The organism is Paenalicyclobacillus ferrooxydans (assembly GCF_001399675.1).
GTDB classification, from domain to species: Bacteria; Bacillota; Bacilli; order Alicyclobacillales; family Alicyclobacillaceae; genus Alicyclobacillus_B; species Alicyclobacillus_B ferrooxydans.
In genome coordinates, this window is sequence record NZ_LJCO01000096.1 from 58,130 (window position 1) to 83,043 (window position 24,914).

At 51.3% G+C, this 24,914-nt stretch carries 22 protein-coding genes; 4 read left to right on the forward strand and 18 right to left on the reverse strand.

The genetic code is table 11. The features are described 5' to 3' along the window. Positions 1-166 precede the first annotated feature (166 nt). On the forward strand, positions 167-1,723 hold the full coding sequence (locus AN477_RS20990; protein ID WP_054971144.1) for an ABC-F family ATP-binding cassette domain-containing protein: 1,557 nt from the start codon (positions 167-169) through the stop codon (positions 1,721-1,723). A 79-nt stretch (positions 1,724-1,802) separates the two neighbouring features. On the opposite strand, the gene AN477_RS20995 is transcribed toward AN477_RS20990, so the two are convergent. Continuing rightward, entirely contained in the window at positions 1,803-2,012 is a 210-nt protein-coding gene (locus AN477_RS20995; protein ID WP_054971145.1) for a YwbE family protein, read from the reverse strand. Positions 2,013-2,195: 183 nt separating this feature from the next. Here AN477_RS20995 and AN477_RS21000 point away from each other — a divergent pair, with 183 nt between their 5' ends. Continuing rightward, the gene (locus AN477_RS21000) at positions 2,196-2,636 is read left to right on the forward strand and encodes a hypothetical protein (protein ID WP_054971146.1); all 441 of its coding nucleotides are present in this window, start codon (positions 2,196-2,198) and stop codon (positions 2,634-2,636) included. Positions 2,637-2,746: 110 nt separating this feature from the next. Here the strand turns inward: AN477_RS21000 and lgt are convergent, their stop codons facing one another. Then, the gene (lgt, locus tag AN477_RS21005) at positions 2,747-3,577 is read right to left on the reverse strand and encodes a prolipoprotein diacylglyceryl transferase (protein WP_054971147.1); all 831 of its coding nucleotides are present in this window, start codon (positions 3,575-3,577) and stop codon (positions 2,747-2,749) included. Positions 3,578-3,795: 218 nt separating this feature from the next. On the opposite strand from lgt, the gene AN477_RS21010 reads away from it, so the two are divergent. Next, positions 3,796-5,124, forward strand: a complete 1,329-nt coding sequence (locus AN477_RS21010) for an O-antigen ligase family protein (RefSeq protein ID WP_157062102.1) — start codon at positions 3,796-3,798, stop codon at positions 5,122-5,124. Between the two features lie 205 nt (positions 5,125-5,329). On the opposite strand, the gene AN477_RS21015 is transcribed toward AN477_RS21010, so the two are convergent. The 9 genes from AN477_RS21015 to AN477_RS21055 form a co-directional block, all read right to left on the reverse strand. Continuing rightward, a complete protein-coding gene (locus AN477_RS21015; RefSeq protein ID WP_054971148.1) occupies positions 5,330-7,303 on the reverse strand; it encodes a S9 family peptidase in 1,974 nt (657 codons plus the stop codon). A gap of 215 nt (positions 7,304-7,518) precedes the next feature. Continuing rightward, positions 7,519-8,136 carry an NAD(P)H:quinone oxidoreductase gene (wrbA, locus tag AN477_RS21020; RefSeq protein WP_054971149.1) on the reverse strand — a complete coding sequence of 206 codons (618 nt, stop codon included), beginning with the start codon at positions 8,134-8,136 and terminating at the stop codon, positions 7,519-7,521. Positions 8,137-8,294: 158 nt separating this feature from the next. After that, positions 8,295-9,290: a sugar kinase gene (locus tag AN477_RS21025; protein WP_054971150.1), complete on the reverse strand. Its 996-nt coding sequence runs from the start codon at positions 9,288-9,290 to the stop codon at positions 8,295-8,297. 130 nt (positions 9,291-9,420) lie between these two features. Further along, positions 9,421-10,368, reverse strand: a complete 948-nt coding sequence (locus tag AN477_RS21030; protein ID WP_054971151.1) for an alpha/beta hydrolase — start codon at positions 10,366-10,368, stop codon at positions 9,421-9,423. Between the two features lie 24 nt (positions 10,369-10,392). Beyond that, positions 10,393-10,590 (reverse strand): SDR family oxidoreductase, encoded by a 198-nt coding sequence (locus AN477_RS21035; protein WP_054971152.1) that lies wholly within the window; start codon positions 10,588-10,590, stop codon positions 10,393-10,395. A 143-nt stretch (positions 10,591-10,733) separates the two neighbouring features. After that, a complete protein-coding gene (locus AN477_RS21040; protein ID WP_054971153.1) occupies positions 10,734-11,039 on the reverse strand; it encodes a hypothetical protein in 306 nt (101 codons plus the stop codon). A 119-nt stretch (positions 11,040-11,158) separates the two neighbouring features. Then, positions 11,159-12,226, reverse strand: a complete 1,068-nt coding sequence (locus AN477_RS21045; RefSeq protein ID WP_054971279.1) for a tartrate dehydrogenase — start codon at positions 12,224-12,226, stop codon at positions 11,159-11,161. A gap of 75 nt (positions 12,227-12,301) precedes the next feature. Next, a complete protein-coding gene (locus tag AN477_RS21050; protein ID WP_054971154.1) occupies positions 12,302-13,315 on the reverse strand; it encodes a zinc-dependent alcohol dehydrogenase in 1,014 nt (337 codons plus the stop codon). A 50-nt stretch (positions 13,316-13,365) separates the two neighbouring features. Further along, positions 13,366-14,655, reverse strand: coding sequence for a nickel pincer cofactor-dependent isomerase, group 22 (locus AN477_RS21055; RefSeq protein WP_054971155.1), 1,290 nt, complete (start codon positions 14,653-14,655; stop codon positions 13,366-13,368). 396 nt (positions 14,656-15,051) lie between these two features. On the opposite strand from AN477_RS21055, the gene AN477_RS21060 reads away from it, so the two are divergent. Then, positions 15,052-16,350, forward strand: a complete 1,299-nt coding sequence (locus AN477_RS21060; RefSeq protein ID WP_054971280.1) for an MFS transporter — start codon at positions 15,052-15,054, stop codon at positions 16,348-16,350. Positions 16,351-16,433: 83 nt separating this feature from the next. On the opposite strand, the gene AN477_RS21065 is transcribed toward AN477_RS21060, so the two are convergent. The 7 genes from AN477_RS21065 to ilvD form a co-directional block, all read right to left on the reverse strand. Continuing rightward, on the reverse strand, positions 16,434-18,371 hold the full coding sequence (locus AN477_RS21065; RefSeq protein ID WP_054971156.1) for a sigma 54-interacting transcriptional regulator: 1,938 nt from the start codon (positions 18,369-18,371) through the stop codon (positions 16,434-16,436). Positions 18,372-18,459: 88 nt separating this feature from the next. After that, the gene (locus AN477_RS21070) at positions 18,460-18,771 is read right to left on the reverse strand and encodes a hypothetical protein (RefSeq protein ID WP_054971157.1); all 312 of its coding nucleotides are present in this window, start codon (positions 18,769-18,771) and stop codon (positions 18,460-18,462) included. A 12-nt stretch (positions 18,772-18,783) separates the two neighbouring features. Further along, a complete protein-coding gene (locus AN477_RS21075) occupies positions 18,784-19,641 on the reverse strand; it encodes a fumarylacetoacetate hydrolase family protein (protein ID WP_054971158.1) in 858 nt (285 codons plus the stop codon). Further along, the gene (locus AN477_RS21080) at positions 19,638-21,362 is read right to left on the reverse strand and encodes an IlvD/Edd family dehydratase (RefSeq protein ID WP_245631919.1); all 1,725 of its coding nucleotides are present in this window, start codon (positions 21,360-21,362) and stop codon (positions 19,638-19,640) included. The genes AN477_RS21075 and AN477_RS21080 overlap by 4 nt, the downstream gene beginning before the upstream one ends. A gap of 59 nt (positions 21,363-21,421) precedes the next feature. Then, complete coding sequence (locus AN477_RS21085; RefSeq protein WP_169787936.1) at positions 21,422-22,321, reverse strand: dihydrodipicolinate synthase family protein; 900 nt, start codon at positions 22,319-22,321, stop codon at positions 21,422-21,424. A 61-nt stretch (positions 22,322-22,382) separates the two neighbouring features. Continuing rightward, positions 22,383-23,165 carry an HpcH/HpaI aldolase family protein gene (locus AN477_RS21090; protein WP_054971283.1) on the reverse strand — a complete coding sequence of 261 codons (783 nt, stop codon included), beginning with the start codon at positions 23,163-23,165 and terminating at the stop codon, positions 22,383-22,385. Positions 23,166-23,197: 32 nt separating this feature from the next. After that, positions 23,198-24,874 carry a dihydroxy-acid dehydratase gene (gene ilvD, locus AN477_RS21095; RefSeq protein WP_054971159.1) on the reverse strand — a complete coding sequence of 559 codons (1,677 nt, stop codon included), beginning with the start codon at positions 24,872-24,874 and terminating at the stop codon, positions 23,198-23,200. Positions 24,875-24,914: the final 40 nt, after the last annotated feature.

Genomic DNA, 24,914 nt, shown 5'->3' on the forward strand with positions numbered 1-24,914 from the left:
CCGCCATGGCCGGTGCGAATTGACATTTCGTATCGGCACCTCGTTTTTTTGTGCTTGTACAGATTCCCCTCTTGACGATCATAGACCATGCACCGCAGAATCGAAGAGTCGCATTTCATTCGTCAAACAGCGGCATGACATTCCACAGCGAAGGGCGTTAAAACCATTGAGCATTTTAACCGTGAAAAACCTAACCCATGGCTTTGGTGACAGAGCCATTTTTAACAATGTTTCATTTCGGATGTTAAAAGGCGAACATATTGGTTTGATTGGTGCAAACGGCGAAGGTAAGTCGACCTTCATGAACATCATCACAAGAAAACTGGCACCGGATGAAGGCCAAATTGAGTGGGCGAAGAATGTCCGAGTCGGGTACTTGGACCAACACGCGGTCCTCGAACGTGGACAGACGATTCGAGACGTGCTCCGCAGCGCCTTCCAGTACCTGTTCAATCTTGAGTCAGAAATGAACCTGATGTACGAAAAGATGGCAGATGCATCGCCTGAGGAACTCGATCAAATGTTGGAAGAAGTCGGTGTCATTCAAGAACTCCTCACGCATCAGGACTTTTACGCGATTGATCCGAAGGTCGAGGAACTCGCTCGAGGTTTGGGTTTGAACGAGATCGGACTCGACCGGGACGTGGAAGACCTCAGCGGAGGGCAAAGAACCAAGGTACTGTTAGCGAAGTTACTCTTAGAGAAACCGGACATCCTTCTGCTCGACGAACCGACAAACTACTTGGACGAACAGCATATTGTCTGGCTAAAACGGTATCTTCAAGACTACGAGAATGCATTTGTACTCATCTCGCACGATATTCCGTTTTTGAACAGCGTGATTAACATCATCTATCACATGGAAAACCAGGACCTGAATCGGTACGTGGGAGATTACGAAAACTTCCAACAGGTCTACGAGGTCAAGAAACAGCAGCTGGAGTCCGCGTACAAGAGACAACAGCAGGAGATTGCAGAGCTTAAAGACTTTGTGGCTCGGAACAAAGCCCGGGTCTCAACACGAAATATGGCTATGTCGCGGCAGAAAAAGCTCGATAACATGGACGTCATAGAGCTCGCGAAAGAGAAGCCAAAGCCGGTATTCAACTTCTTGGAATCTCGGACACCGAGTAAAACCATCATTGAAACATGTGACTTGGTTATCGGCTATGACAGCCCGTTGTCTCGTCCGCTCAATCTGCGAATGGAACGGGGTCAGAAGATAGCGCTTGTCGGTGCGAACGGTATCGGTAAGACAACGTTGCTGAAAAGTCTGCTTGGTGAGCTGTCTGCGCTGTCCGGAGAGGTCGTGCGCGGCGACTACCTTGAGATTGGTTACTTTGAGCAGGAACCGAAGCAGATCCCGGACAGAACGTGTATTGAAGAGGTGTGGCAAGAGTTCCCCCATATGGGACAAGCAGAGGTGCGAGCTGCACTTGCCAAGTGCGGTCTCACGACGAAGCATATCGAGAGCAAAGTGGAAGTGCTTAGCGGTGGAGAAAAGGCCAAAGTTCGGCTTTGCAAACTCATCAACAAGCCGTCGAATGTACTGGTCTTTGATGAACCGACAAACCACCTTGATGTCGATGCGAAAGAGGAACTAAAACGTGCATTAATGGCGTATCGAGGCAGCATTCTGCTGATATCTCACGAGCCGGACTTCTATCAGGACATCGTGACAGACGTCTGGAATGGTGAGTCTTGGACTACCAAAGTTCTATAACCCTGGTTAAGGGTGAAAAAAGCCTCTGACGACTTACGTCGGAGGCTTTTTGGTATGCTTTTCACAGCCCGTTTGTTTCTCACGATGACTTATCAACAATATTTTGGACACGACCAATCTGACCGTCTTGTAAACGTACTTTAATGCCTCTTGGATGATTGGCTGAGTTCGTGAGGATGTCCTTTACAATGCCTCGCGTCAATTTCCCCGTGGGCTGGTCTTTCTTCAACACGATATCCACTTCAAGCCCCGGACGAATGTTGCTTCGATTCTGGCCGCCTGATGCCATGACGAACACCAACTCCTTGCTTTCCCAAACTTTTCCCCATTTGAGTCTTCCAATTATACGTCAACTGTCTGTATCCTCAAATCTTTATATTCCCTCCTTTTTTCTATAATCGCTTGTGGTACATTCTTGATTCACGACGATCTTGGCAATACTAATCTTCGATCTCTTTATCAGGAGGACACTGTGAACCGACGAAATATTGTCTCCATTACTGAAAAGGCTACAGTCTATGTCCGCTGGGCCATTGTTACCATCATGCTCGTCATTCTGGTTTGGGGAATCATTGGCTTTCTTGTTAAATGGGGAGGCATCGTTGTCCACCCTCAGTCCATTCTTGCCAGTTTTCGCGCTATCATTAACGATCTCTTTTCCATTCTGCTCGTTTACGAACTCTTGGATTTACTTCGGACACTGTCTCCGCATCGACTGATGGACTTTGTGCTGTTGGTCCTGGCTCGAAAAATTGTGCTGTCGACCGGGGATGTGTACCTGCTCACTGACATCATCGCATTCTCAATTCTGATTCTCGTCCGTTTGATTTGGAGACGATTCAGCAAACCGCCAAATACCGCCCACCAAGACAATTTCCCGAATGACGAGCACTCATCGGACGAGTCTTCATAAGTCAACAGAACATTGATAGAAAGCCTCGAAAAGTGGCTTTCTGGACCATCTGAAAGGCCGTACCTCAGAAGGTACGGCCTTTGCATTCATATCATGTGCTTGTCCGACTGTCATTTGGATTCTGTGGTGCCACCGTTGTTCGGACGGGTGTAGAACATCCGCTTGTCACCGTTCTTCCAGAACACCCAAACGAGGAGTACAATCCCGAGCACAAATGTAACAACAGCTGTGTACTGGGCGGCATCCCACCCGAGAGCAAATCGAGGAGAGTCTCCGCGTAAGATCTCGAGGAAAAACCTTATAACACTGTAGGTAATCACGTAGTAGGCTGAAGCAAACCCTCTTGGCCAACCCTTCTGCCGTTGGAACAGAATAAACAGGATGGCGAGGAGAATAATGTCCACCTGTGCTTCCCAAATGACGGCCGGCCAAAGCGGTTGCGCGCCATACTCATCATGTGCAAGTGTACCGGGCGGAAAAACCACACCCCAACTGTGTCCAGTTGGCTTCCCATACGCACTAGCGTTCATGAAATCCGCATCGCGGCCAATGCTCATCCCAAGCGTTACCCCTGGTACGGAGATATCTGAGAAGTGCAACACACTTTTCTTGTGTCGCCACAGATAGACGATCGCAGCAATAATGGCTCCTGCCAATCCACCTTGGATCGACAATCCCCCATTCCATATGGCGATAATTTGCCCTGGATTTTGCTTGTAAAACGACCAGTCAAAGAAGAAGACCTGCCAGAACCTAGCTCCGACGATCCCAAAGACCAGGCAGAGGGGTGCCAAATTCCACCAGTGATCCGTGTCTCCTTTTTCTCCGTAAACCCGGGCAAAATACAGTGTCACACCGAGTCCGAGGAGGAAAGCCGCCGCGAAGATTGTACTGTATGTACGTACCGGAAACCTCCCAATCCAAAACCAATAGGAATGTATAACCGTTCACCCCTTTACTTGATGTTTGTGGCTCAAATTCGACTTTAGTACGCGTTGCCGCGCCCGTCGGTATCGAGCTGATATCGGATCGTACAGTATCGATACTATCACACACCTCTCATGATGTGTCTATGAGAACAAGATTCATACATCGCCATGTTTTCTTAACATGATCGTGGTATTCTGACAAGTGAACTGTTTCGAACGGAGGAGACCCATTGACATCGACCGATATAAGCGCGCATCACAAATCATTTTCTCCACGAGCCGATGTGCAGTCTGTTTCCCGCGGAGGGTTGGCTGCCAATCGGATGGCACGTTGGTCTGTATACGCCATCACGTTTTTCCCGCTCATTGATTTCGGGCTTCGAAACCTACCCCACCTGCACATCATCGGCTCCATATGGAGCATTCTGGCTCTGCTCGTTCTTGCATGGCAAGCATTAAGGAAGCTCCTTGCCGGGCATAGCGCACCACGATTTGGTTGGTACAAGTTTGCAGGATGGTACATGATTTACGGTCTTGCTTTGATGTTTGCAAGTTTCAACCAGCCAACCATCGCGTTTGACGGCTACAGGGCAGATGTGTTCTATATGCTGTTTGCTTTTTTGATCCCGTTTGTTGTTGAACCTGAAGACGTACCGAAACTTTTCCACGCTATCGTTGCGCTCGCCATCTTAGTCGGCGTGCACGGTCTGTTTCAGTATGTGATTGCTGTTCCAATTCCCAAAGGTTGGACTGATGTCAACGAACACCTGCGCACCCGGGTATTTTCGATTATTACAAGTCCAAATGAACTTGGGGCTTATATGGCCCTCACTGAACCACTCCTTGTGGGACTCTTTCTCTATGAACGAAATCGTTGGCGCAAATGGATGTACGGAATCGGTTTTTTCATGTGTTTTGGGACGCACCTGTTCACATATGACAGAGGATCGCTTCTCGCACTTGGCTTGGCACTGGTCATTGTAGCGGCACTCGTCAATCGAAAGTTTCTTATTGTTGTATTGTTTCTCGGTGTTGTTGCCTTCTTCTTGCCGCCAATTCATCATCGTTTTGTAGACCTGTTCTCACCCGTGTACTTGTTGAAAGCCCAGCAAGGAGGTCGACTTGAACGTTGGGGCATCGCCTTTAACCTGATGTCCGCAAACCCGTTGTTCGGTGCCGGGATGGGACATTACGGTGGACAAGTCGCCTCGGATTTCGGGCTTGGCATCTATTCCGACAACTACTACATGAAGGTGCTTGGCGAATCTGGACTGATTGGTTTGGTCCTGTTCATGGCGATGCATTTGGCACTCCTGCGCGAGGTGTTTAAGAAAACCGTGAAGCGTATGGAAGGCAGAAACAGATACGTAGCGATTGGCGCATTTATCGGCCTTGTAGCCATCGTCATTCACAACGGTGTTGAGAACGTATTTGAGTTTGGTCCAAATACTGTGCTCTACTTCACGGTCGCCACACTGCTCCTAATTTGGGGGAAGGGTGTTGCTAAGACAGACCCACCTGCTAGTTCCGTCCAAAATGAAGGTATCCTGACTGAATGAAGGTGTCTTGACCGAATAAAGGTGTCCTGACCGAATGAAGGCGCGTTGAATGAATACAGGGACGTTGTCCTGACTGAATGAGAAAAATGAATGAGAAAAAACAGCCCGCTTCCGTCGGCGCAACGCCGAGAGGAAGGGGCTGTTTTGCATCTTTGAGTTCGGTGAAGTACCATGCTTGCTCTACGAGCGAACCCAATCCCTCCGGTCACCGAACATATTTTTCGAACCACTCCAAGATGTGCTTCAAGCGAGAGATCCGATTCAAAGGTTTCCCGTTTCGTGACAAGTCATGATTTTCTCCGGCAAAACGGACAAACTCCGTGGCGACATTGAGTCGCTTTAAGGCTGTGAACCACTGCTCTGCTTGCTCCATGGGACAGCGGTAGTCTTCCTCACTATGAATCACTTTGGTGGGGGTGCTCACGTTTTTCGCGTAGCGAATTGGTGACCTATTCATAATGAACTCCTCGGCATCCCACAGGTCTGCACCTCCGAGTTCAACTTTATTAAACCAAAACCCGATATCGCTGGTCCCAAACATGCTGTAGAGATTTGAAATCGACCGCTGAGTCACAGCCGCTTTAAAACGGTCGGTATGCCCAACTATCCAGTTTGTCATGTAGCCCCCATAACTACCGCCCGTGACCCCAAGTCGGTCCGGATCCACATAAGGCAGTTTGATAGCTTCGTCTATCGCATCCATGAGGTCGTTGTAGTCTCCACCACCCCAGTCTCCGACACACCCTTTGACAAACTCCGCACCGTACCCATGGCTGCCTCTTGGATTCATGTACAATACAACATAGCCGTGCGCTGCTAAGAGCTGAAATTCATGGTTAAAGGCATTCCCATAAGAAGAATGCGGCCCTCCGTGGATCTCGAGGACTAACGGGTATTTTTGTCCTTTTGTAAATTCGACCGGGCGAAGAATCCAACCGGGAATACTGAGCCCGTCCCGAGCCGTAATATTAAACGGTTCCGGGGTACTTACCTCATATTGACTGAGAAACTCAGCATTGTGATGTGTAACTTGTTCCTTCGTGCCGTTCACATAGAGAAATATCTCTGCCGGGCATACAGGCGACTCTTCCGCTGCGACAAGCGATGTACCGTCTAAGACGTGAAAGGAGGTGACAACGTGATTCTCGCCGAGAGTTTCGCAGCGGACATCCCCCTCGATGGATGCACGATAAACTTTCGCATTTCCCTCAGATGTCGCTGTAAAGTAGATGGCCCTACTGTCTGCTGACCATATTGGAACTGCCTTGCCGGTCTCATAACGAGCATCTGTCCCAACTTGGGTCCCTTGCGGCCGATCAAGCGACGCTGACAGGCAGTGCAACTCATCGCCCGAGATCGACACGACCCATAAACAGTTGTTCGTTCCACTCCGCTCCCCATCTCGATGTCCAAAGAAAGCAATCCACCTGCCGTCTGGTGAATATGCCGGGGCAGAGGTCATCCCTTTCCCTTCATAGACCCGGTTCATTTCTCCACTTGCAATATTAAGTTGATAGATAGAAGGCGTAACTTCTTGTTCAAAATCGGATCGCCAAGAAACAAACGCGATGGACTGTCCGTCTGGAGCAAATGTCGGTTCAGTCTCACTGTAAGCACCAGATGTCAACTGTCGTATCTCACCGGTTGAAACGGTCAACAACCATAGGTGCACCGGTTTCCCTTCATAGAATCCCTCTCCGTTGCCGTGGTAGCGCAGATGCGTAATGACTCTCACATCTGCTGCAGGTATCTTCTCTGCTTCAACCGGCATCGATGTCTCGCTTCGTGCAGCAATCACCATGTGTTCCCCGTCAGGGCTCAAAGCGTATGACTTGACGCCTTCTGGAAACTCGGTCAGTTGCCTCGCTTCCCCCCCCGCTTTAGAGAACTGGTACACCTGAGGTTTTCCACTACGGTTAGACACAAATGAGATCGTATTCCCACCAGAGGAATACACTGGGTTTTTATCTTGTACAGCCTTGCCAGCAGATGCACCTCCGTAGGTGAGCAAGGAGTCCTCTCTTGTCTCGAGGTTATATCTGTGGATAACAGACCGATACCCATTTGCCTTTTTGTCCATGACTGTATGGACGTAAAGAAACTCATTCCCCGTCGGCGATAACACAGGTTCCCCACTGAAATGCAGGTCATACAGCGATTCATACGAGATTTTGGCCACGTAACGTCCCTCCCTTTTGACGTAATGTTTCGATTTCGGACATCACAATCCTGCATCAGCACTGGCACAGCGGCAGTTAACACGAAAAACAAAAAGCCGCTTCCCGAATGGAAACGGCCCGTTTCAACGTTTTGATATGACGTTCCGGCATGCAAAGTGAGCTTATCCCAGTTTTTCCTGCCTTCCATCCTTGAGCCTCTTGCGACTTGCGGAGATTACCCTCGGGACTGGCCTGCCTTCACCCACTCTGCAACTGTGACGACCCGCTTGGCCTGGTGCTTGATGGCAGCAATCGAGGAGTTGTCAATCGATCCGTCTTCCACTGCCGTCACACTTGTACCGTAAGGATTCCCACCTGCGCCAAACAAAGACTGGTCTGTATAGCCAGGGGCGACGACGATTGTGCCCCAATGATACATGCTCGTGTACAGGCTCAGAATTGTGGCTTCCTGACCGCCATGTGGGTTTTGGGCACTCGACATGGCGCTGACAACCTTATTCACGGTCTTCCCCTGTGCCCATAGCCCCCCCATTGTGTCAAGGAACTGTTTCATTTGGGATGGAACATTGCCAAATCGGGTCGGCACACTAAATATAATGGCATCGGCCCATTCGATGTCCCCAGCGCTGGCTGTAGGAACATCCCTCGTCGCTTCATGGTGAGCCTTCCAGCCCGCATTCGATGCGATGGCTTCCTCAGGAGCAAGCTCTGGCACCTTGAGGACCCTCACCTCCGCTCCGGCTTCTTTTGCCGCATCAGCTGCAGCATTCGCCATCTTGTGGTTTGTTCCTGTAGAACTGTAGTAAATGACAGCAAGTTTCACGTCTGACACACAGATCCCTCCGCCGAGTTGGTTTGCATTTTCCAATGATAGACTGTCCTCGGCTTCGGAAGATATACGGTAAGGCATCGTAAGATATACAGATCACAGATATACAGATCACAGATATACAGATCGCAAGATCTACAGTAAGAAGATTTCCTGTTTACTTATCTTGGAACACCTTGGATACCTCGCAGCTCTTGCAAAGCTTCTGTCCATGTTGGATAGCCATGATAATCACCAATACTGGTAACTGCATATGCGCCAACAATTGTCCCTAGTGACAGTGCCTCATCGACGCTCCCGTCCCGTAACAAACCTGCGATGAACCCGGCGTTAAAGCCGTCGCCGGCACCGACCGTATCAACCACCGCCGCGACTCGACGAGCTGAGACCGTTATTTCTGTTCCGCCAGTGCTGACCGTTGCTCCTTTGTCACCTCGCTTCACAACCACACCTACTCCATTGAAGCCATGGTTTAGACACTCAGCCTCAATCTCACGAGCGTGAGTCGTTGCGAACAACAAATCAGCTTCTTCATCCCCAATAAAAAGCCACGTTACGAACGGAAGAACCTCTTGGATTAATTGCCTCCATCCTTCAGCTGCAGCGAGTTTTAAGCGCACATTGATGTCAAACGACACAGGAACTCCACGTTGGTGCGCGATCCGAAACAAGTCCGTCGCAACATTTCGGCATTGGTTGCTAATCATCCAAGTTATCCCTGTGGCATGCACCCAGTCAAAGTTGTCTGTGACAATACGCTCTTGCACGGCTTCGGGGTTCCATTCACCCATTGCCATGGGTGAGGCACTGCGATAGTAGTAAACACTCGTATTCATCTGTAACCCTGACCGTTGCTTAAACATCACTGCTGTTGATCCTGCAGTTGACACTTGTACCTCACTGATATCGATACCCTCAGATCGTGCAGCGGACCGGATAAGAGACCCAAATGGGTCTGCTCCAACACAGCACGCAACCACAGGGTGAAGCCCCAAACGTGCCAAACCAACCGCAGTGTTTAACTCTGCTCCGACCGGGTACGGACGAAACTGATGCATCGGCGATACAACCCCGGGTGCATCGGGAACCATCGCCACGAGTGGCTCGCCAAAGGTCAAAATACGCGGCTTAGGTGTGAATGATTCGTCGGTTCTCATTGAAAAGCTGCACCACCCTTGAATATGACAAACGCTATCTACCATGTTGCAAACTCTGTAAACATGTTACCAAAACGAAGCTTGCATAAAACATCAGGCGAAACTGCTTTTCCTTCCCACTGGTTCGTGATTACGATTCATCATCCGAAGCCCACCTCTGTAAACAGTCAGCCGCATAGTGGAGAGCAGCTTCTCTACGCTTCCCCCCCCAATAATTTGTAAAAAAGCCATGAATCATCGTGTTCTCATGAACATGCTGAAGAGGAACTCCCGCTTCACGGAGACGTTTCACGTATGCAATCCCTTCGTCACGCAGTGGGTCATATTGTGCTGTCAGCACAAAAGTCTGAGGAAGGCCGGATAAGTCTTCTGCCAACAAGGGTGAGGCATATGGGTTACGGCCATCATCAGGATGGCGAAGGTAATGGTCCCAAAACCACTCCATACCCCGTTTCTCCAAGTTATAACCGCTCGCATTCTCCTCATAGGACGCGGTCTCAAAACTATAATTCGTGATAGGATACACGAGCAGTTGCCCGAGCAAGTTCTTCCCTTCCTCGAAAGCTTTCAGTGCCATGACAGTTGCGATATTGCCTCCTGCACTGTCGCCGCCGACAACTATCTTTTCTCTCGCAATGTCAAGCTCTAGCGCATGCTCTATAACCCACTGTAAGGCCAGATACGAGTCTTCAAGAGCAGCCGGGAATCTATGTTCCGGCGCCAAACGATAGTCCACCGATACAACCACATACCCTGCTTGGTCACAAAGTGCACGGCATGTGTCGTCGACGGTATCAAGATTGCCAAGCACCCATCCACCTCCGTGATAATAGACAAGTGCTCCGCGAGGCTTGGACAGACTGGGTCGATAGACTCGGATGGGCACCTCTCCGTCCTCGCCGGGTACTGTCAAGTTCAGGACGCTCTGTACACTTCGCTTTGGTATCACTTCCTCAGTCGCATGAAGTGCCTCAAGACGTGCCTGCCTGGCAGCTTGCGGTGACATTTCATAGGTCGGTATTGCTTGTTGTTCTTTTAATTGGTCTAAAAAAGTCCTGATTTCATCGTCAAGCGCCACTGTCTGCAACCTCTCCTTTTGTGCTCATTCACTTGGAACAATTTGCGGGTGTCCTGCCAGAAATCCTCCGTCTACATGCAACGTGGCACCTGTGATAAACGAGGATTCAGGAGATGCTAAAAAACAAACGGCCTCTGCAATCTCCTCAGGAAGTCCCAGTCGACGTTGCGGTGTTTTATCAACAACGGGGTTACAAAAACTTGGATTCTGCATGATTTTCATTTACACAAGCGGAACCCTTAGTCGTACGTCGCTATGGGTTAGGGGTTGTCCACAGTTCCCTATTCACGATATTTGGAGGGAATACACCCGTGAGCACAGCGGTTAGGTTCTTTGCTGCAAGCATGGCCATCTTCAGTCGAGTCTCATGTGTCGCGCTGCCGATGTGCGGCGTTGTGACAACCGTAGGTAACTGCAACAACCGGTTCGTCGAGGGAGGAGGTTCCTGCTCGTACACGACGACTGCTACCGATGATGCCAAGAAGCGTAGCACCGAAGATGTCCCGGCCAAGCAGAAGGTGTGGCGTCCAGTACTCCCACTTGCCTTGTTTTACATAGGCATCCGCTTCCGCAACTCTCCTTGCGTATGGCAATGCGCGAATAGCACAGTACCCCTTCCGCCTCGGCGAAACCGGCTTGTAAATCTTGCTTTGTCGGAGGAAGTTCGTCATCACGATAGTCTCTATCAAATCGAGCGGCCAAATCGTTTGCCACCGCTTCAGGAATGACGTTCGGTATGAACACTCTGTGCCGAGACAGACTTAGCTGCCCCCTTTGGCCATATCAAAAATCACTTTCGGTAGAGATTCTGAATGACAGCGTGCGCCATCTCTTCCGTCGTAGCCCGTCCACCCAAATCAGGGGTCTTGATTTCGCTTTGTAAAGTCTGTTCAATCGCAGTGAGGAGCTGTGCGCCGAGTTCTTCTTCGCCAATGAAATCGAGCATCATCTTGGCGGTCCATATCTGCCCGATGGGATTCGCAATCCCTTGACCTGCGATATCCGGTGCGGAGCCGTGCACAGGCTCGAACATCGAGGGATACTTTCTCTCCGGGTTGATGTTTGCAGCAGGTGCCATACCGATACTTCCCATCACTGCGGCACCAAGGTCAGTCAGAATATCCCCGAATAAATTAGACCCAACGACGACATCAAGTTCCTCCGGATGGAGCACAAAATACGCAGCTAAGGCATCGACATGCATCAGTCTGGTTTCCACATCTGGGTAGTCGTTCATCATGCTCTTACACATTTCATCCCAGAACGGCATGGTATGGATGATCCCGTTCGATTTGGTCGCAGCCATCAAACGTTTCCGCCGGGAGGACTGCGCGAGCTGAAATGCATACCTGAGCGTGCGGTCGACGCCCATTTTGGAAAAGTAGCTCAACTGGACAGCGGTCTCGAACGGTGTCCCCTCGTGAATGCGACCACCCATGTTCGAGTATTCGCCCTCACTGTTTTCACGGACCACAACAAAGTCGATGTCCTTCGCATGTTCTGAAGAAAGCGGAGACTTTACGCCGCGCAGTGTTTTTACTGGGCGCAAGTTTACGTACTGCTGAAAATGACGGCGAATCGGGATGAGCATTCCCCATAACGAAATGTGATCCGGTACGCCTGGATAACCAACTGCACCCAAAAAGATGAGGTCAAAAGTCGACAGTGTATCGAGCGCATCTTCTGGCATCATCCGGCCATGTTCGAGGTAGTAGGCACAGTTCCACGAGAAATTTTGGTAGTCAAACTTGAGCCCGCCGTGCAACTCGGCTGCTGCATTAAGGACACGGACAGCAGCTGGTACGACTTCGTTTCCAATCCCATCCCCGGGGAGTACTGCGACTTGGTAACCTTTCATCACCACAACACCTCCAAATTTCAGTACGACTCCAAAATACGTAAACGGCTTACACTGCTGCTTGGCTTTCGTAAACTAATTCATGAGAGAGAGCAGAATTTTGGGATACGTTGCAGGCCCGTGAATTTGTTCATCAAAAGACCTCTGAATGTCCTTGGCAGGTCGAATGGACAGCCAAGCGTTGTCTAATTCGATGTGCCCTTTCTCGATGGTCCGATGTGCCGTCTGAAAGTCATCTTCCGCGTAACAGAATGAGCCGACCGTGTTTACTTCCTTGCGGACAATCAAGTTTGCCGGGACTACACTCTCTTCTTCATGCAGGCCTATCCATGCCGCAGTTCCACCCGGTTGCACAACTTGTATCGTCTGTGCTCTCGTCTCGCTGAGACCCACCGCATCGATGGCCCGCTGCACGTATCCGCCAGCAGCATCCGTAATTTGTTCCAACACCGCCCCATTGTGCACGTCGACCAAGTTCGTTGCACCAAATGCAGTGCCCAGTTTCAGTCTCGCTTGATTGGTATCGACGAGCACTACCGTTCGGGCTCCCATAAACCGAGCTGCCCATACGCTGAATAAACCAATGATCCCCGCGCCAAAGACCGCAACGGCGTCACCGGATTGCACCCCGGCCTGACGCGCTGCCCGAATGCTGCATGCCAGCGGTTCCGTGAGTGACCCGCTTTGTTCATTTGAGACGGGCAGACACGCGGACGCAGGAACGGTAACAAACTCTGCAAACGCACCAGGACGATGAATGCCGATGATTTCTCGGAACGGACAATACTGCGGAAAGCCGCGTCTGCATGCTTCGCACACACCGCATGCCAAAAGCGGATTTACGGTAACCAACTCGCCGATTTCCCGCTCCTGAGCGCTGTCATCTTTAGCGATGATAGTCCCGGTAAATTCATGGCCCATAATGAGTGGGGGCTTTCGCAAGGAATTTTCTCCAAGATATCCCGAGAGGTCTGACCCGCAGATACCGGCATAATGCACTCTGACCACAACTTCTTCAGTTGTTGCTGTTGGGTCCGGAATTTCCCGTATCTGAATTTCACTGGGATTCGTCCAGACATACGCTTTCATGCGCTTGGCCCCCTAATTCCAAAGTAGCCGTCCAATCACTTCTCCAGTACTCACTCACTCCAGAGTTCATGAGTATCAAGCTCACCATTTTCATCAAACGGCCACGTTTCAGGTGAGGACAGAACCTCCACGTCGTCTCTCCCCAAAAGTAACGGAAGCAGGGACTCTGACACCCGAATCTCTTCCAGGGAAAGAGTAGACTGGATATGGACGAGGCGAATATCCTCGTCGTGTAGGACATTGCTTGTCTTAATGGCCGCCTGAATGGCCAGTTTATCGTTGTCCAGCACCATCGGCAGCTTTACAGGTTCGATCACCGTTGATGTGAGTGCGTTGGGGTATGTTTTAGAAAAATCTATGGCATCAAAGACCCGTTTTGTGGTGGTATCTGCAACACCGAGTCCGTTTGCATTTCCATGTGTGCGTTCCGTCAATCTCCGAACGGTGATTCTCTTTATGTTTGGGCCCCCAGTTGCAAACGGTGTTGCGTAACGCCCTGTGATATTCGGATCCATCCCATCCCCGCTGATGTCCTTACCTATCTCGTCGACTACAAGAACATCAATTTCATCAACCAGGATGCGCGGCATAGAGCTTTTTGCTTGTTCGAGGAGCGCTGGTTCGCGGGCGATGATCTCGCTCGCCGGTAAGACCTCGATTTGCGCAACGTGATCGTACGCATTCTCAAGGACTGCAACCCCGCACAAAATCTTGTTGGTTGCAATGGCGACTTCAGCTGCCTCAACGATATGCTTCGCCATGTGGCCAAAGCCTAACTTGTGGCATGCCTCCGCTCCCTTTTGTTTACCGAGGCCGATGGCAATCATCTTGACGATGCCGCTTTCGTACGTACCTCGAAAGGCGGTATGCGGTTTGATCCGATTTACCACCACGATTCCAGCTGCCTGATGGGCAAACTTGTCCATGTACACAGGCAGTCCATTTTCCAAAGTCCCAATTTGTACGACTTCCATGGAGGATCGGATGGGTGCTTCAATGGACTCCTCTGTAACCCCAAGGCTTTCTAGCACTTCCTTTTGGCCTTCTGCTGTCGCCCCACCGTGACTGCCCATCCCGGGAACAATGAACGGCTTGAGACCGTACTGTTTCAGCTGACGCACAACAGCTCGGGTAATCTGGTTGATGTCTGCAATACCACGGCTGCCGACCACAACCGCCACTTCACCACCGGTCGGCCAGGGAATCTTCCCGTTTTCCTGCATAAACGACTGGACAATCGCCTCATCGATATTCCCGACAACAGGCCTGGGGAATGTCTGCTTCACACGCACCATCCGGGGTAACGGAACATCTTGCAGCAGTTGTTGAATTACGCTCATGTTTATCCCCCTGTCAGTTTTTCTTGCCTGCCGTGACCCATGACTCCTATGAAAATCAGATGCAAGATCCGTGCCAACAAGGAGCTGAACTCCAGTTATCAGATTTGGAGCAGAACTGTCACATCTGTTACTGCTCACCAAAACACTTTGAAACAGCTGTGTTCCAAGTTGGAACACTAATTTTTCGTAAATTCCGTATTTACACAACATTAAGTCGTGGCACGCATTTTGCGAGTGTTTGTTTGCGAAGACGCGAAATACATCTTGTTGGTGAAGTGCATGGCAGGGCCTACCGTGATCAGCCTCGTACAGGAGCAATGGGCTGGTAAACTTCTTGCAACTTTCCAACATCTGAACCTCGTCTCTTCAAATTTTTGTAAAGAGGGTGAAGAAACCATGTCAGCAGGAGCAGCAGCAATTCCTTCAAAACGGTGGGTGCGCATTATTCCGGTGGCGCTCCTCATGTACACCATTGCTTTCATCGACCGGAACAACGTCAGCTTTGCGTACTCGGGAATGGAAAAGGCTTTGGGATTTGGTGCAACGATCTCTGGTTTGGTCGGAGGGCTCTTCTTCGTTGGCTACTTGTTTCTGCAGATTCCAGGTGGACACATTGCTTCGCGAATGAGCGCCAAGAAATTTGTCTTTTGGACCCTCATCATCTGGGGTATTGTTGCCTTTTGTACCGGCTTCGTTCAAAACCTTGGTGAACTCTTGACACTTCGTTTTCTGCTCGGTGTGTGTGAAGGCGGCGTTTGGCCCGCGACGCTTGTACTGCTTGCGAAGTGGTTTCCGCTGAATGAACGGGCACGAGCCAACTCGTACTGGATGATGTGTATCCCGTTGGCATCCATCATCATGTCCCCCCTCTCCGGTTGGATTCTACATGTATCCAACTGGCGTTATTTGTTCTTTATTGAAGGCGCTTTCCCGTGGGTCTGGGCACTAATATGGTGGGTTTTCATGGACGACGAACCGAATCAGGCGAAGTGGTTGTCTGAGGAGGAACGGAATTATATCCTTACCAGTTTGGAAAAAGACCGCGAAGGTGTCGGTGCGGAAGAATCGAGCTACAAGAAGGCATTCAGTGATGGCCGGGTTTGGGTCTTGGTACTTTTCTATTTCTTAATGCAAATCGGTTTTTACGGCTTCAGCCTGTGGTTACCGACACTCGTCAAGTCCATCGCGCACAGTGGCAATGTAGGTACAGGATTTTTGTCCGCGCTGCCTTGGGTTGCAGCTCTGATAGGATTGTACGTAAATTCAAATCACTCGGATAAGACCGGTGAACGCAAGAAACACGCGGCCGTCGTCGTCTTTTTGGGTGCAGTCTGTTTATACGTCTCGACACTGTTTGGCCAGGGCCACGCCATCTGGGCCCTGATCTTCGTGATCCTCGCCGAAGGGTTCATGTTTGCTTATAACGGCGTGTTTTGGGCGATGCCGCCGCTCATTCTGCCAAACGAGACACTCGGCGGTGCAATGGGACTCATCAACGGCATCGGCAATCTTGGAGGATTCTTCGGTCCGTTTATCGTTGGGTACCTCATCCAGAGCACAGGAGGGAGCATGTATTCCGGGATGATCTTCCTGACCATCGTCCTCGTCATCGCTTCGATTTCAATCCTTCTGGTTAAGATTGAACAGCACAAAGGAACACTGGCCAACACAGGTACAGGGGTTTCAGCCAAATAGAGTGCCTGCCTTTACCGTCGAAAAGGGCTGCCAACAGGCAGCCCCTTCTTAACTACATCATGCGGTTACATCATGCAGTTACGTCATGCCATGACATCTTCCCACTGCTTTACCTTGCGCCACAACGTCGTTCTGGATACACCTAACACAGCAGCGGCTTTTGTCATGTCGCCATCCGTTTCTTTCAGGGTTTTTTCGATGGCCCATCGTTCGATTTCCTCCATGCTCTTTCCTATCAACAGCCCCAGAGATTCAGAGTTCAAATGAGAGTGAGCCGCAGCAGGCGAGGCCTCTTCGTTCTTGTCGTCGAAGTCAATCAAGGCCTTGTGCGAGAACCACTCATCGATCTCATTGTGGCCAATGCAACCGTGCGTATGGATGGCTAACAGATACTCAACCATGTTTTGCACCTCTCGCACATTTCCCGGCCAGTGATAAGCCTGTAAATGAGGGAGCACTGCCGGGTCAAAGCGAGGCCTAACGCCAACTCCTTTGCGTTTATACCAGGACTGGTAAAGCAGCCGTTCGACCAACTCTGGAATATCCTCCAGTCTCTGACGCAGGGGGATTGTGTTGATCCGCAAGACATCCAGCCGAAAGAATAGGTCTTGTCGAAACTTTCCCTCACGAACAAATTGCCACAAGGGTTGATTCGTCGCCGCAATGACACGCACGTCAACGGGAATCACACGCTCACCGCCGATGCGCATTACTCTGCGCTCCTGTAATACGCGCAACAACCGTTGTTGGACATGCAACGTGGTTTCTCCAATTTCATCGAGAAAGATTGTCCCGCCATGAGCCAACTCAAACAGGCCCGGCTTGCCTCCGCGTTTCGCCCCGGTGAAAGCGCCCTCGGCGTATCCAAACAACTCACTTTCCAACAACTGCTCTGAGAAGGCAGCACAGTTGGCAGCCACAAAAGGCCCGTTCACTCTCCCGCTTGCATTGTGAATCGACTGTGCAAGAACCTCTTTCCCTGTCCCGGTTTCCCCGACAATCAAGACCGAAGAATCGGTCTGTGCAAAGTTGATTGCCTTGGCGATCATTTTTCGCATTTTGACCGACTGCCCATACAGGTCATCGAACACGTACCGTGCTTCGTGCCCACCCTCAGAAAGACGCCTGCGCACATGCCGTTCAATGGACTCAATATTTTCAACCGCATGGAATGTGACAAAACAGTTGTTCCTGTCTAGCGAGTAATTTTTCTGTGTGTACCACAACTTACTGCCGATTTGAATAATATCAGAGCTGTTTTCTCCGGACTCCTCAAGAAGAAACCTGACCAAGGCCGCAGGCAAACACTTCCGAGCCGGCAGTCCTACACACTCGTCACGGCCGATGATTTTCAGCACAACTTGGTTGACAAACTGAATGGTTCCATCCTCAAGAACCAGTAAACCTTCACGCACACTGTTTAAAGCTGAATTGAGTGAGTCAAACGTCTTTCGGTCCGCCATTCTGGCTGCCATAATCCGCTTGGCTTCTTGAATTGCATCCCAGATCGCTTCTTTTCCGGACTCTATCAAAACACAACGGATCCCAATTTCCTTTGCGTATTCAACGGTGGTCAGATCACCAATCAAACAGTCTACTTGAACTTGATCTAAGGCTTCGTGCACACGTCGACGGGTCTGTTCCGTATCATCATGGATCTCAATCGGAACCACATCGACGTTCAGCATGTTGCTCCATTCGGACATGGAGTTAATCACATTGGCAAACCCAGCAACGCCTATCTTGTTTCCGTATTTACGAGCCTTTTGCAACGCTCTCAGGACATCATAGGGAGTGACGGCAATTTCAACCACTGGAACGGAGAGTGCCTCAGACAGCATGGTCCATGTGCCTCCGCGACTAATCAAGACTCCCGCACCTTCTTCAACGGCACGCTTACCTTCACGAAGACCAGCAGCCATTGTCCCTACTACAATGTCAATCAGCTCCCCGTACATGCGACAAACTTCCTGCGCATCCTGTACCATCTCCTTGTACGGTGCTACCAAGACAATCTTCATAGGTCATCTCCCTTCCGTTAAAATTGTATCGCAATTCCCAAGATTATGAACCACCAGAGTGCCGTATTGTTGACAAATGGACAGAAAGCTAACTGTCGAGATCCATTAACATCCCTGTAGAGTCAAACTGAAACAGTAGCGGATCTCCAGCGACTTCCAGCTCTTCGATTGCCTGAACATCTTTCAGGAGTGCATCAGAAACCCAGATATACTCGTTGACCCTGCTTGTGGTCACATCAGCCATCCCAAGCCCAGCCGCGTTCCCGTCAGTTTTCTTGGTCAGCCGCAGGACAACAATCCGGTTTGTTCGCAGCTCTCCCTTAACGAGTTCGTTTGGGAAGCGGCCGGTTACGTTCGGAACCATTCCGACTCCGCTGAGCAAAGACTCGATGTTGTTCATCGGAGATGCTCCTTACGCCCGGCCCACTGGGTTCGTGAGTGGGAGAAAACCATCAATCCGACACTCTGCGATATCTCCGTCCCGAATAACGACTGCGCCAGGCGTGCCCGTGGAGATAATGTCACCGGGCAGGAGAGTCATTACCTGAGAATGAAAGGCAACCAAAAACAGAGGCAGGAAGGTCATGTTCGACACCACATTCTCACGATGCAAGGCGTGGTTTAAATACGTACCAACCGAGATGTCCTCGAGAGTCGGGAGTTCGTCTGGTGTCAACAACTCGGGGCCAAAGCTGAAAAACGTATCAAAGTTCTTCGCCCGGGTTAAATAACGTGGATTTTTCTGCAGAATATCTTCAGCGGTCATGTCAATGACAGGGGTAAACCCAGCTACATAGCTGCTGGCTTCCTCAACACTCACGTTCTTGCACTCCTTGCCAATTACCACTGCAATTTCTGCTTCAGCAGTGACGCGCGATGACTGAGGCGGCAAGAGGATGGCGTCATTCGGGCCGATGATGGTTGTATCTGCCTTCATGAAACTAGCGGGTTCTTCCGTCGGTAATACGGCGTTTAAATCGCCAGCGTGTTCACGGTAGTTCAGACCGATGCCCCAAATTTTGCGCGGATATCTGTATAGTGGGCCAAACTCTGCTTCCGACACAAAATATCCTTCCTCAGCGAGAGCATCGACGTGTTCTGCAACGACATTCGAAAGCGCTGCTATCTTACCTGCGACAACCAAATCGAATATGGATTGTGGGAAATCCAGGTTCAGGGTCTCGTTAATCTTCGATACGGGCACAACCAGGTCACCAATGCGAACTGCTGCGGCTTCCATTCCGCCCTTTTTCAGTGTGACAAGTCTCATTTTGTCGCCTCCTTGTCTACTGCTGCACAACGCAGAAAATCAAAATCGCAACCTTCATCCGCTTGCAAGACATGCTCCTCATACAAGCGCGTGTAACCTCGTGATTCGTGATGCGGCGGTCGTTTCCAAGCTTTTCTCCTTGCTTCCAGGGTGGTCTCGGACACATCCAGCGTCAGACTGCCTGCGGGTACATCCAGGCTAATCAAGTCGCCATTTTCAATCAGTGCCAGAGGACCGCCTACAGCAGCCTCCGGAGTTACGTGCAAAATGACTGTCCCAAATGCAGTCCCACTCATCCGACAGTCAGAGATTCGAACCATGTCATTGACACCCTGCTGCAAGAGTTTTTTGGGAATTGGGATCATTCCTGCCTCAGGCATTCCCGGAGCTCCTACGGGACCTGCATTCCTCAACACCAAAACATCCGAAGGCGTAACATCGAGATCAGCATCATCAATCCGGCGCTCCATATCTTCGACGCTGTCAAATACCACCGCCCTCCCGGTATGTACCAGCAAGGCCTTCGACGCCGCTTTGGGCTTGATGACTGCACCACGGGGTGCAAGATTCCCTGACAGAAGCGCAATTCCACCCGTGTCTGCAATGGGCTCTTCCAAAGTGGCAATCACTGCTTTGTACTTTTCATGTTGCGGACGCCGATAGCCGTCCAGATTCTCTCCCAGCGTTTTCCCGGTTACAGTCCTGGTGTCAAGGTGCAACAGAGGTTTGAGTTCATGGAGCACTGCGGGTACACCGCCTGCTTTCGCGAAATCTTCCATCTGGTACTGACCGGCAGGGCGGAGGTTGGCTAAAAACGGTGTACTTTGTCCCAATTCGTGAAACAGCGATAACGGGAGAGGAATCCCCAGGCGCCCTGCAATCGCTACCAGGTGAATGACGGCATTCGTGGAGCCCCCAACTGCCTGCAGTGCCCGAATGCCGTTCACAAAAGCCTCCTCGGTCATAATCTGTGAAGGCCGAAGCCCTTGTTCCACCAACGAAACAATGTGACGACCGGTCTCTTCGGCAATCCGCAGACGGCGATTATCAGGGGCTGGGATAGCTGCTGCCCCGGGGAGCATCATGCCCATGGCTTCTGCACAGACCGCCATGGTGCTCGCGCTTCCCATCACCATGCAGTGACCTGCACTCGGCGCCAGCGCCAGGTTAATGGCCTCCAACTCAGCTTCATCGACACGGCCAGCACGGTGCTCCTGCCAGAACCATCGGCAATCCGTGCACGCGCCCAAGGTGCGCCCCTCGTACTCGCCATTGAGCATCGGACCGCCAGTGAGCATAATCGACGGAATGTCGGCACTCGCAGCCCCCATTAACTGCGCCGGTGTCGTTTTATCACATCCGGCTAATAACACAACCCCGTCAATCGGCTGCGCACGTATCATTTCCTCCGTATCCATCGCAGCAAGATTTCGGTACAACATTGCTGTAGGGCTGGTGAACACTTCTCCGAGCGAGATGGTCGGAAACTCCAGCGGGATCCCGCCGGCCATCAACACGCCCCGTTTCACGGCTTCGACCAGAACCGGAAAATGTGTGTGGCACCGATTAATCTCACTGTATGTGTTGCAGATGCCAATAATGGGCTTTTTCAAGTCCTGGTTGTCGAAACCGAGATGCCTTGAAAAGGCGGATCGCAAGAATATGCTGAAACCCGGGTCCCCATAGGAGGTGCCTTTCGATTGAAACTTGCCCTGCACCACTTATATCGCCTCTCTTATCATGAAATGAATCCGACTAGAGTACCGAGAAACCTAGCAGACTACAGTACTGACCAGCCTTTCAAAATATTCGAAAGCACAAGTGCATCCCCTTCCGCCAGTTCGCCAACTGGCGGCCTTGTTGCACCACCATGTAGTCCGAGCAGATTCATCGCTTCCTTGACAACCAGCACGTTGTAGCCATTCGCGTGTTTGGCTCGCAGGTTTTCAAAAGGCACGACTTGGCTCCAAATCTTCCATACCGTCTCCATCTGATTGTTCTGCAGCGCGAATAGCATCGCCAGTGATAGCCGAGGTGAAACATTCACCAGTCCGGATGTGAACCCAACCGCTCCGGCGTGAAAAAAGAATGGGGCCCATTTCTCAGCTGTACCACAGATCCACGCGACTTCGTTTGATGCCGGAACCCTCCCTACCAGGGAAGCAAACCTTGGAAGGTCGTTGACGGCGTACTTCACACCGACGAGTTCGCTCCGGGAACTGATCCGAACAAGAACATCGTCGCTGATGGCGGGGTCCTTAAAATAAACGAGTGAGGGTGCGCCAATCCCCTCCATCACGGTTTCGTAGTAAGATTCGAGTCCGTCATCAGTCACGTACGGGTGTACAGGCTGATGAATGAGGACTGCATCCGCTCCAACCTTTAGGGCGTGTCTGCCTAACTCAATCGCCGTCTCCACGTTGTACCCCACTCCAGCAATGACGAGTGCCCGTCCGGCAGCAACCTGAACAACCCGCTCAGTTACCGCCTTGGCTTCTTTTAACGTCAACGCATAAAACTCACTCGTATTCCCACACGCAACCACAACCTTGATACCGCTGTGGATAAGGAATTCAACATTCGCTTCCACGCCTGCCCAGTCAATCTCTTTGGTCAGTCTGTCAAACGGTGTTACCGGAATGGCTGATATCGTGCGCAGAGCCTGCCCCCAGTTCACCATGCCTGACGCCTCCTCATGCATTTACTTTGCGTTTTTGATTTAGTCGGCGTTGTCCTGTGTCCTAACTGGGCTCAAAAAGCTGGCGTGACTGCGTATTGTAGTCGTGAAAGGCACGGTTGATGAGGGACGTCACGGTCAGGCATACGTAGTTTGCTCCCCATTCGAAGCGGTCCCTGGCCCCCACAGCATCCTTCACGTGGATGCCGAGACGCACACCTGCCCGCTGCGCTTCCCTTTTGATGACATCGACCGCAGCGAGCAATTCCGGGTGATAGATATCTCCTTTCAACCCCATCGACACGGATAAATCTGTGGGGCCAATGTACCAGGCATCAATGTCACGTACAGAAGCAATCTCGGACAGATTCTCCACCGCCTTGATACTTTCGATATGAATACAGACAAAGGTTTCACGATTTGCCTCTTCGAGATATTGATCCGTTGGTATGGTGCCGTAACGGGCGGCCCGCATGGAGAAGGCAGCACCGCGTTTTCCTCGCGGAGGGTACTTGATTGCTTCGACAACCTGCTCTGCCAAAGACTTCGAATCGATTTGAGGCACATGAACACCATGTGCCCCCCGGTCGAGCGCTTTCAGAACATGAAACGGATCGGCTGAGACCACACGGACAAGCGGAGTAATACCGGCAGCTTCCGCTGCCATCACCATGTATTCAACCTGTTCATCAGAGAAAAGCCCGTGCTCGTTATCGATGACAACGACATCGAGACCGTTATATGCGCACATTTCCACCAATGGAGTGGAAGGAAAGCCGATAAACGCACCAAGTACCTTGTAACAGGATGCGCCATCCGCCCATACTCTCTTCATCTTGTTATTCATCAACCTCGCCATTCCTCCCATTTCGCCCAATTTCAATGAGGAACCCGGAGTATTGCACCCTCATCCGCTGACGACACCAGTGCAGCGTATCGCTCGAGCACACCTGTTCTGATTTTCGGCAGCTTTGGCGTCCAGTGTTCTTTCCGACGCTCAAGCTCATCCTGTGCGACCAGCAGATTCAGAGCACGGTTTTCAATGTCTAGCTCAATCAAGTCCCCGTCCTTGACGAACGCAATCGGGCCGCCCGCGGCCGCCTCCGGCGAGACGTGACCGATGCATGGTCCGTGCGTTGATCCTGAGAACCTGCCGTCTGTGACGAGGGCGACGCTCTCGCCAAGTCCCATCCCCATCAATACCGCGGTGGCTGTGAGCATCTCCCGCATCCCGGGCCCGCCCTTGGGGCCTTCGTAACGAATGACAACCACGTCTCCGGCCTGTATGAGACCCTGGCGCATTCCTTCAATCGCGTCTTCCTGACACTCAAAAACCTTGGCGGGCCCCGTTTGTTTGCGCATCTCCTGAACGACTGCCCCTTGTTTCACCACACATCCGTCCGGCGCCAGTGTCCCTTTGAGAATCGCAAGGCTGCCCTCGCTTGCGTACGCGTTCTCAATCGGACGAATCACGTCCTTGTTGTGATTCACTGTGTCCGCTACGGACTGTGCCAACGTAGTCCCGTAGGCTGTCTTTTCATCCATGTGGAGCGACGTAGACAGTTCCTTCACAATCGCCGATACCCCGCCAGCCTGATCCACATCCCATAAGGTGTGCCGTCCGGATGGTTTGGCCTTGACGAGCAACGGGGTGGTTCGACTGATTTGTTCAAAGTCGTCTGGGGTCAGCCGAATCCCGTGTTCATGAGCGACGGCTGGAATGTGAAGTAATGTGTTGGTCGATCCCCCGACAGCCATCGCAACGCGCATTGCGTTTTCGAACGAACGTTCTGTAATGATGTCGGACGGTTTAAGGTCTTCGCGGACCATTTCGACCACTCTGAGGCCACTTTGACGCGCAATGTAGGCTTTGTTTTGTTCCACGGCGTGGGCTGTGGCACAACCCGGCAGTGATGCACCAATCACTTCGGACACAATCGCCATACTGTTGGCGGTGCCCATCATGGCGCAAGAACCAGGACCATTTGTGACGTTGTCCTCCATCCGTTCAAATTCGGCCATGTCCATCGTTCCCGCAAGCACCCTGCCTGCTGCTTCACGAATTTCATAGATGGCCCTGCTCTCCCCATCGAACTTCCCAGGTTTCATCGGCCCCCCCGTGACAAGAAGGGCCGGAATATTGATCCGGCATAAGGCCATCAACATTCCAGGGATAATTTTGTCACAACTCCCGAGCATCACGAGCCCGTCGAGTCGTTGAGCTTGCGCGACAATTTCAATCGAATCTGCAATCGCTTCCCTGCTTGGCAAAACGTAGTACATCCCGTCGTGCCCTTGAGCGATCCCGTCACAGAGCGCTATTACCCCAAACTCAAACGGGTATCCTCCAGCATCTTCAATCCCTTTGCAGACCAAGTCTGTCAGACCGTTCAAGTGGACATGCCCCGCATGCATGGCATTAAACGAATTCGCGACACCAATGAACGGCTTCTGGAGGTCCGACTTTTTTACGCCTGCGGACTTGAGCAGCGCCCTCTGCCCCCCGCGATGAATCCCGTCCACGACTTCCCGACTGCGCCAACTCTTGCTTTCCATCTGCAATCCCTCCGTTCGGATCGATCTGATGGGAGTATCA

Bases quoted from the DNA above. Each gene is read 5' to 3' on its own strand.
- AN477_RS20995 (WP_054971145.1), bottom strand. From the start codon at position 2,012: ATGGCATCAGGCGGCCAGAATCGAAGCAACATTCGTCCGGGGCTTGAA.
- AN477_RS21025 (WP_054971150.1), bottom strand. From the start codon at position 9,290: ATGAGAACCGACGAATCATTCACACCTAAGCCGCGTATTTTGACCTTT.
- AN477_RS21035 (WP_054971152.1), bottom strand. From the start codon at position 10,590: ATGAAAATCATGCAGAATCCAAGTTTTTGTAACCCCGTTGTTGATAAA.
- AN477_RS21040 (WP_054971153.1), bottom strand. From the start codon at position 11,039: ATGACGAACTTCCTCCGACAAAGCAAGATTTACAAGCCGGTTTCGCCG.
- AN477_RS21045 (WP_054971279.1), bottom strand. From the start codon at position 12,226: ATGAAAGGTTACCAAGTCGCAGTACTCCCCGGGGATGGGATTGGAAAC.
- AN477_RS21050 (WP_054971154.1), bottom strand. From the start codon at position 13,315: ATGAAAGCGTATGTCTGGACGAATCCCAGTGAAATTCAGATACGGGAA.
- AN477_RS21055 (WP_054971155.1), bottom strand. From the start codon at position 14,655: ATGAGCGTAATTCAACAACTGCTGCAAGATGTTCCGTTACCCCGGATG.
- AN477_RS21060 (WP_054971280.1), top strand. From the start codon at position 15,052: ATGTCAGCAGGAGCAGCAGCAATTCCTTCAAAACGGTGGGTGCGCATT.
- AN477_RS21065 (WP_054971156.1), bottom strand. From the start codon at position 18,371: ATGAAGATTGTCTTGGTAGCACCGTACAAGGAGATGGTACAGGATGCG.
- AN477_RS21070 (WP_054971157.1), bottom strand. From the start codon at position 18,771: ATGAACAACATCGAGTCTTTGCTCAGCGGAGTCGGAATGGTTCCGAAC.
- AN477_RS21075 (WP_054971158.1), bottom strand. From the start codon at position 19,641: ATGAGACTTGTCACACTGAAAAAGGGCGGAATGGAAGCCGCAGCAGTT.
- AN477_RS21085 (WP_169787936.1), bottom strand. From the start codon at position 22,321: ATGGTGAACTGGGGGCAGGCTCTGCGCACGATATCAGCCATTCCGGTA.
- AN477_RS21090 (WP_054971283.1), bottom strand. From the start codon at position 23,165: ATGAATAACAAGATGAAGAGAGTATGGGCGGATGGCGCATCCTGTTAC.
- ilvD (WP_054971159.1), bottom strand. From the start codon at position 24,874: ATGGAAAGCAAGAGTTGGCGCAGTCGGGAAGTCGTGGACGGGATTCAT.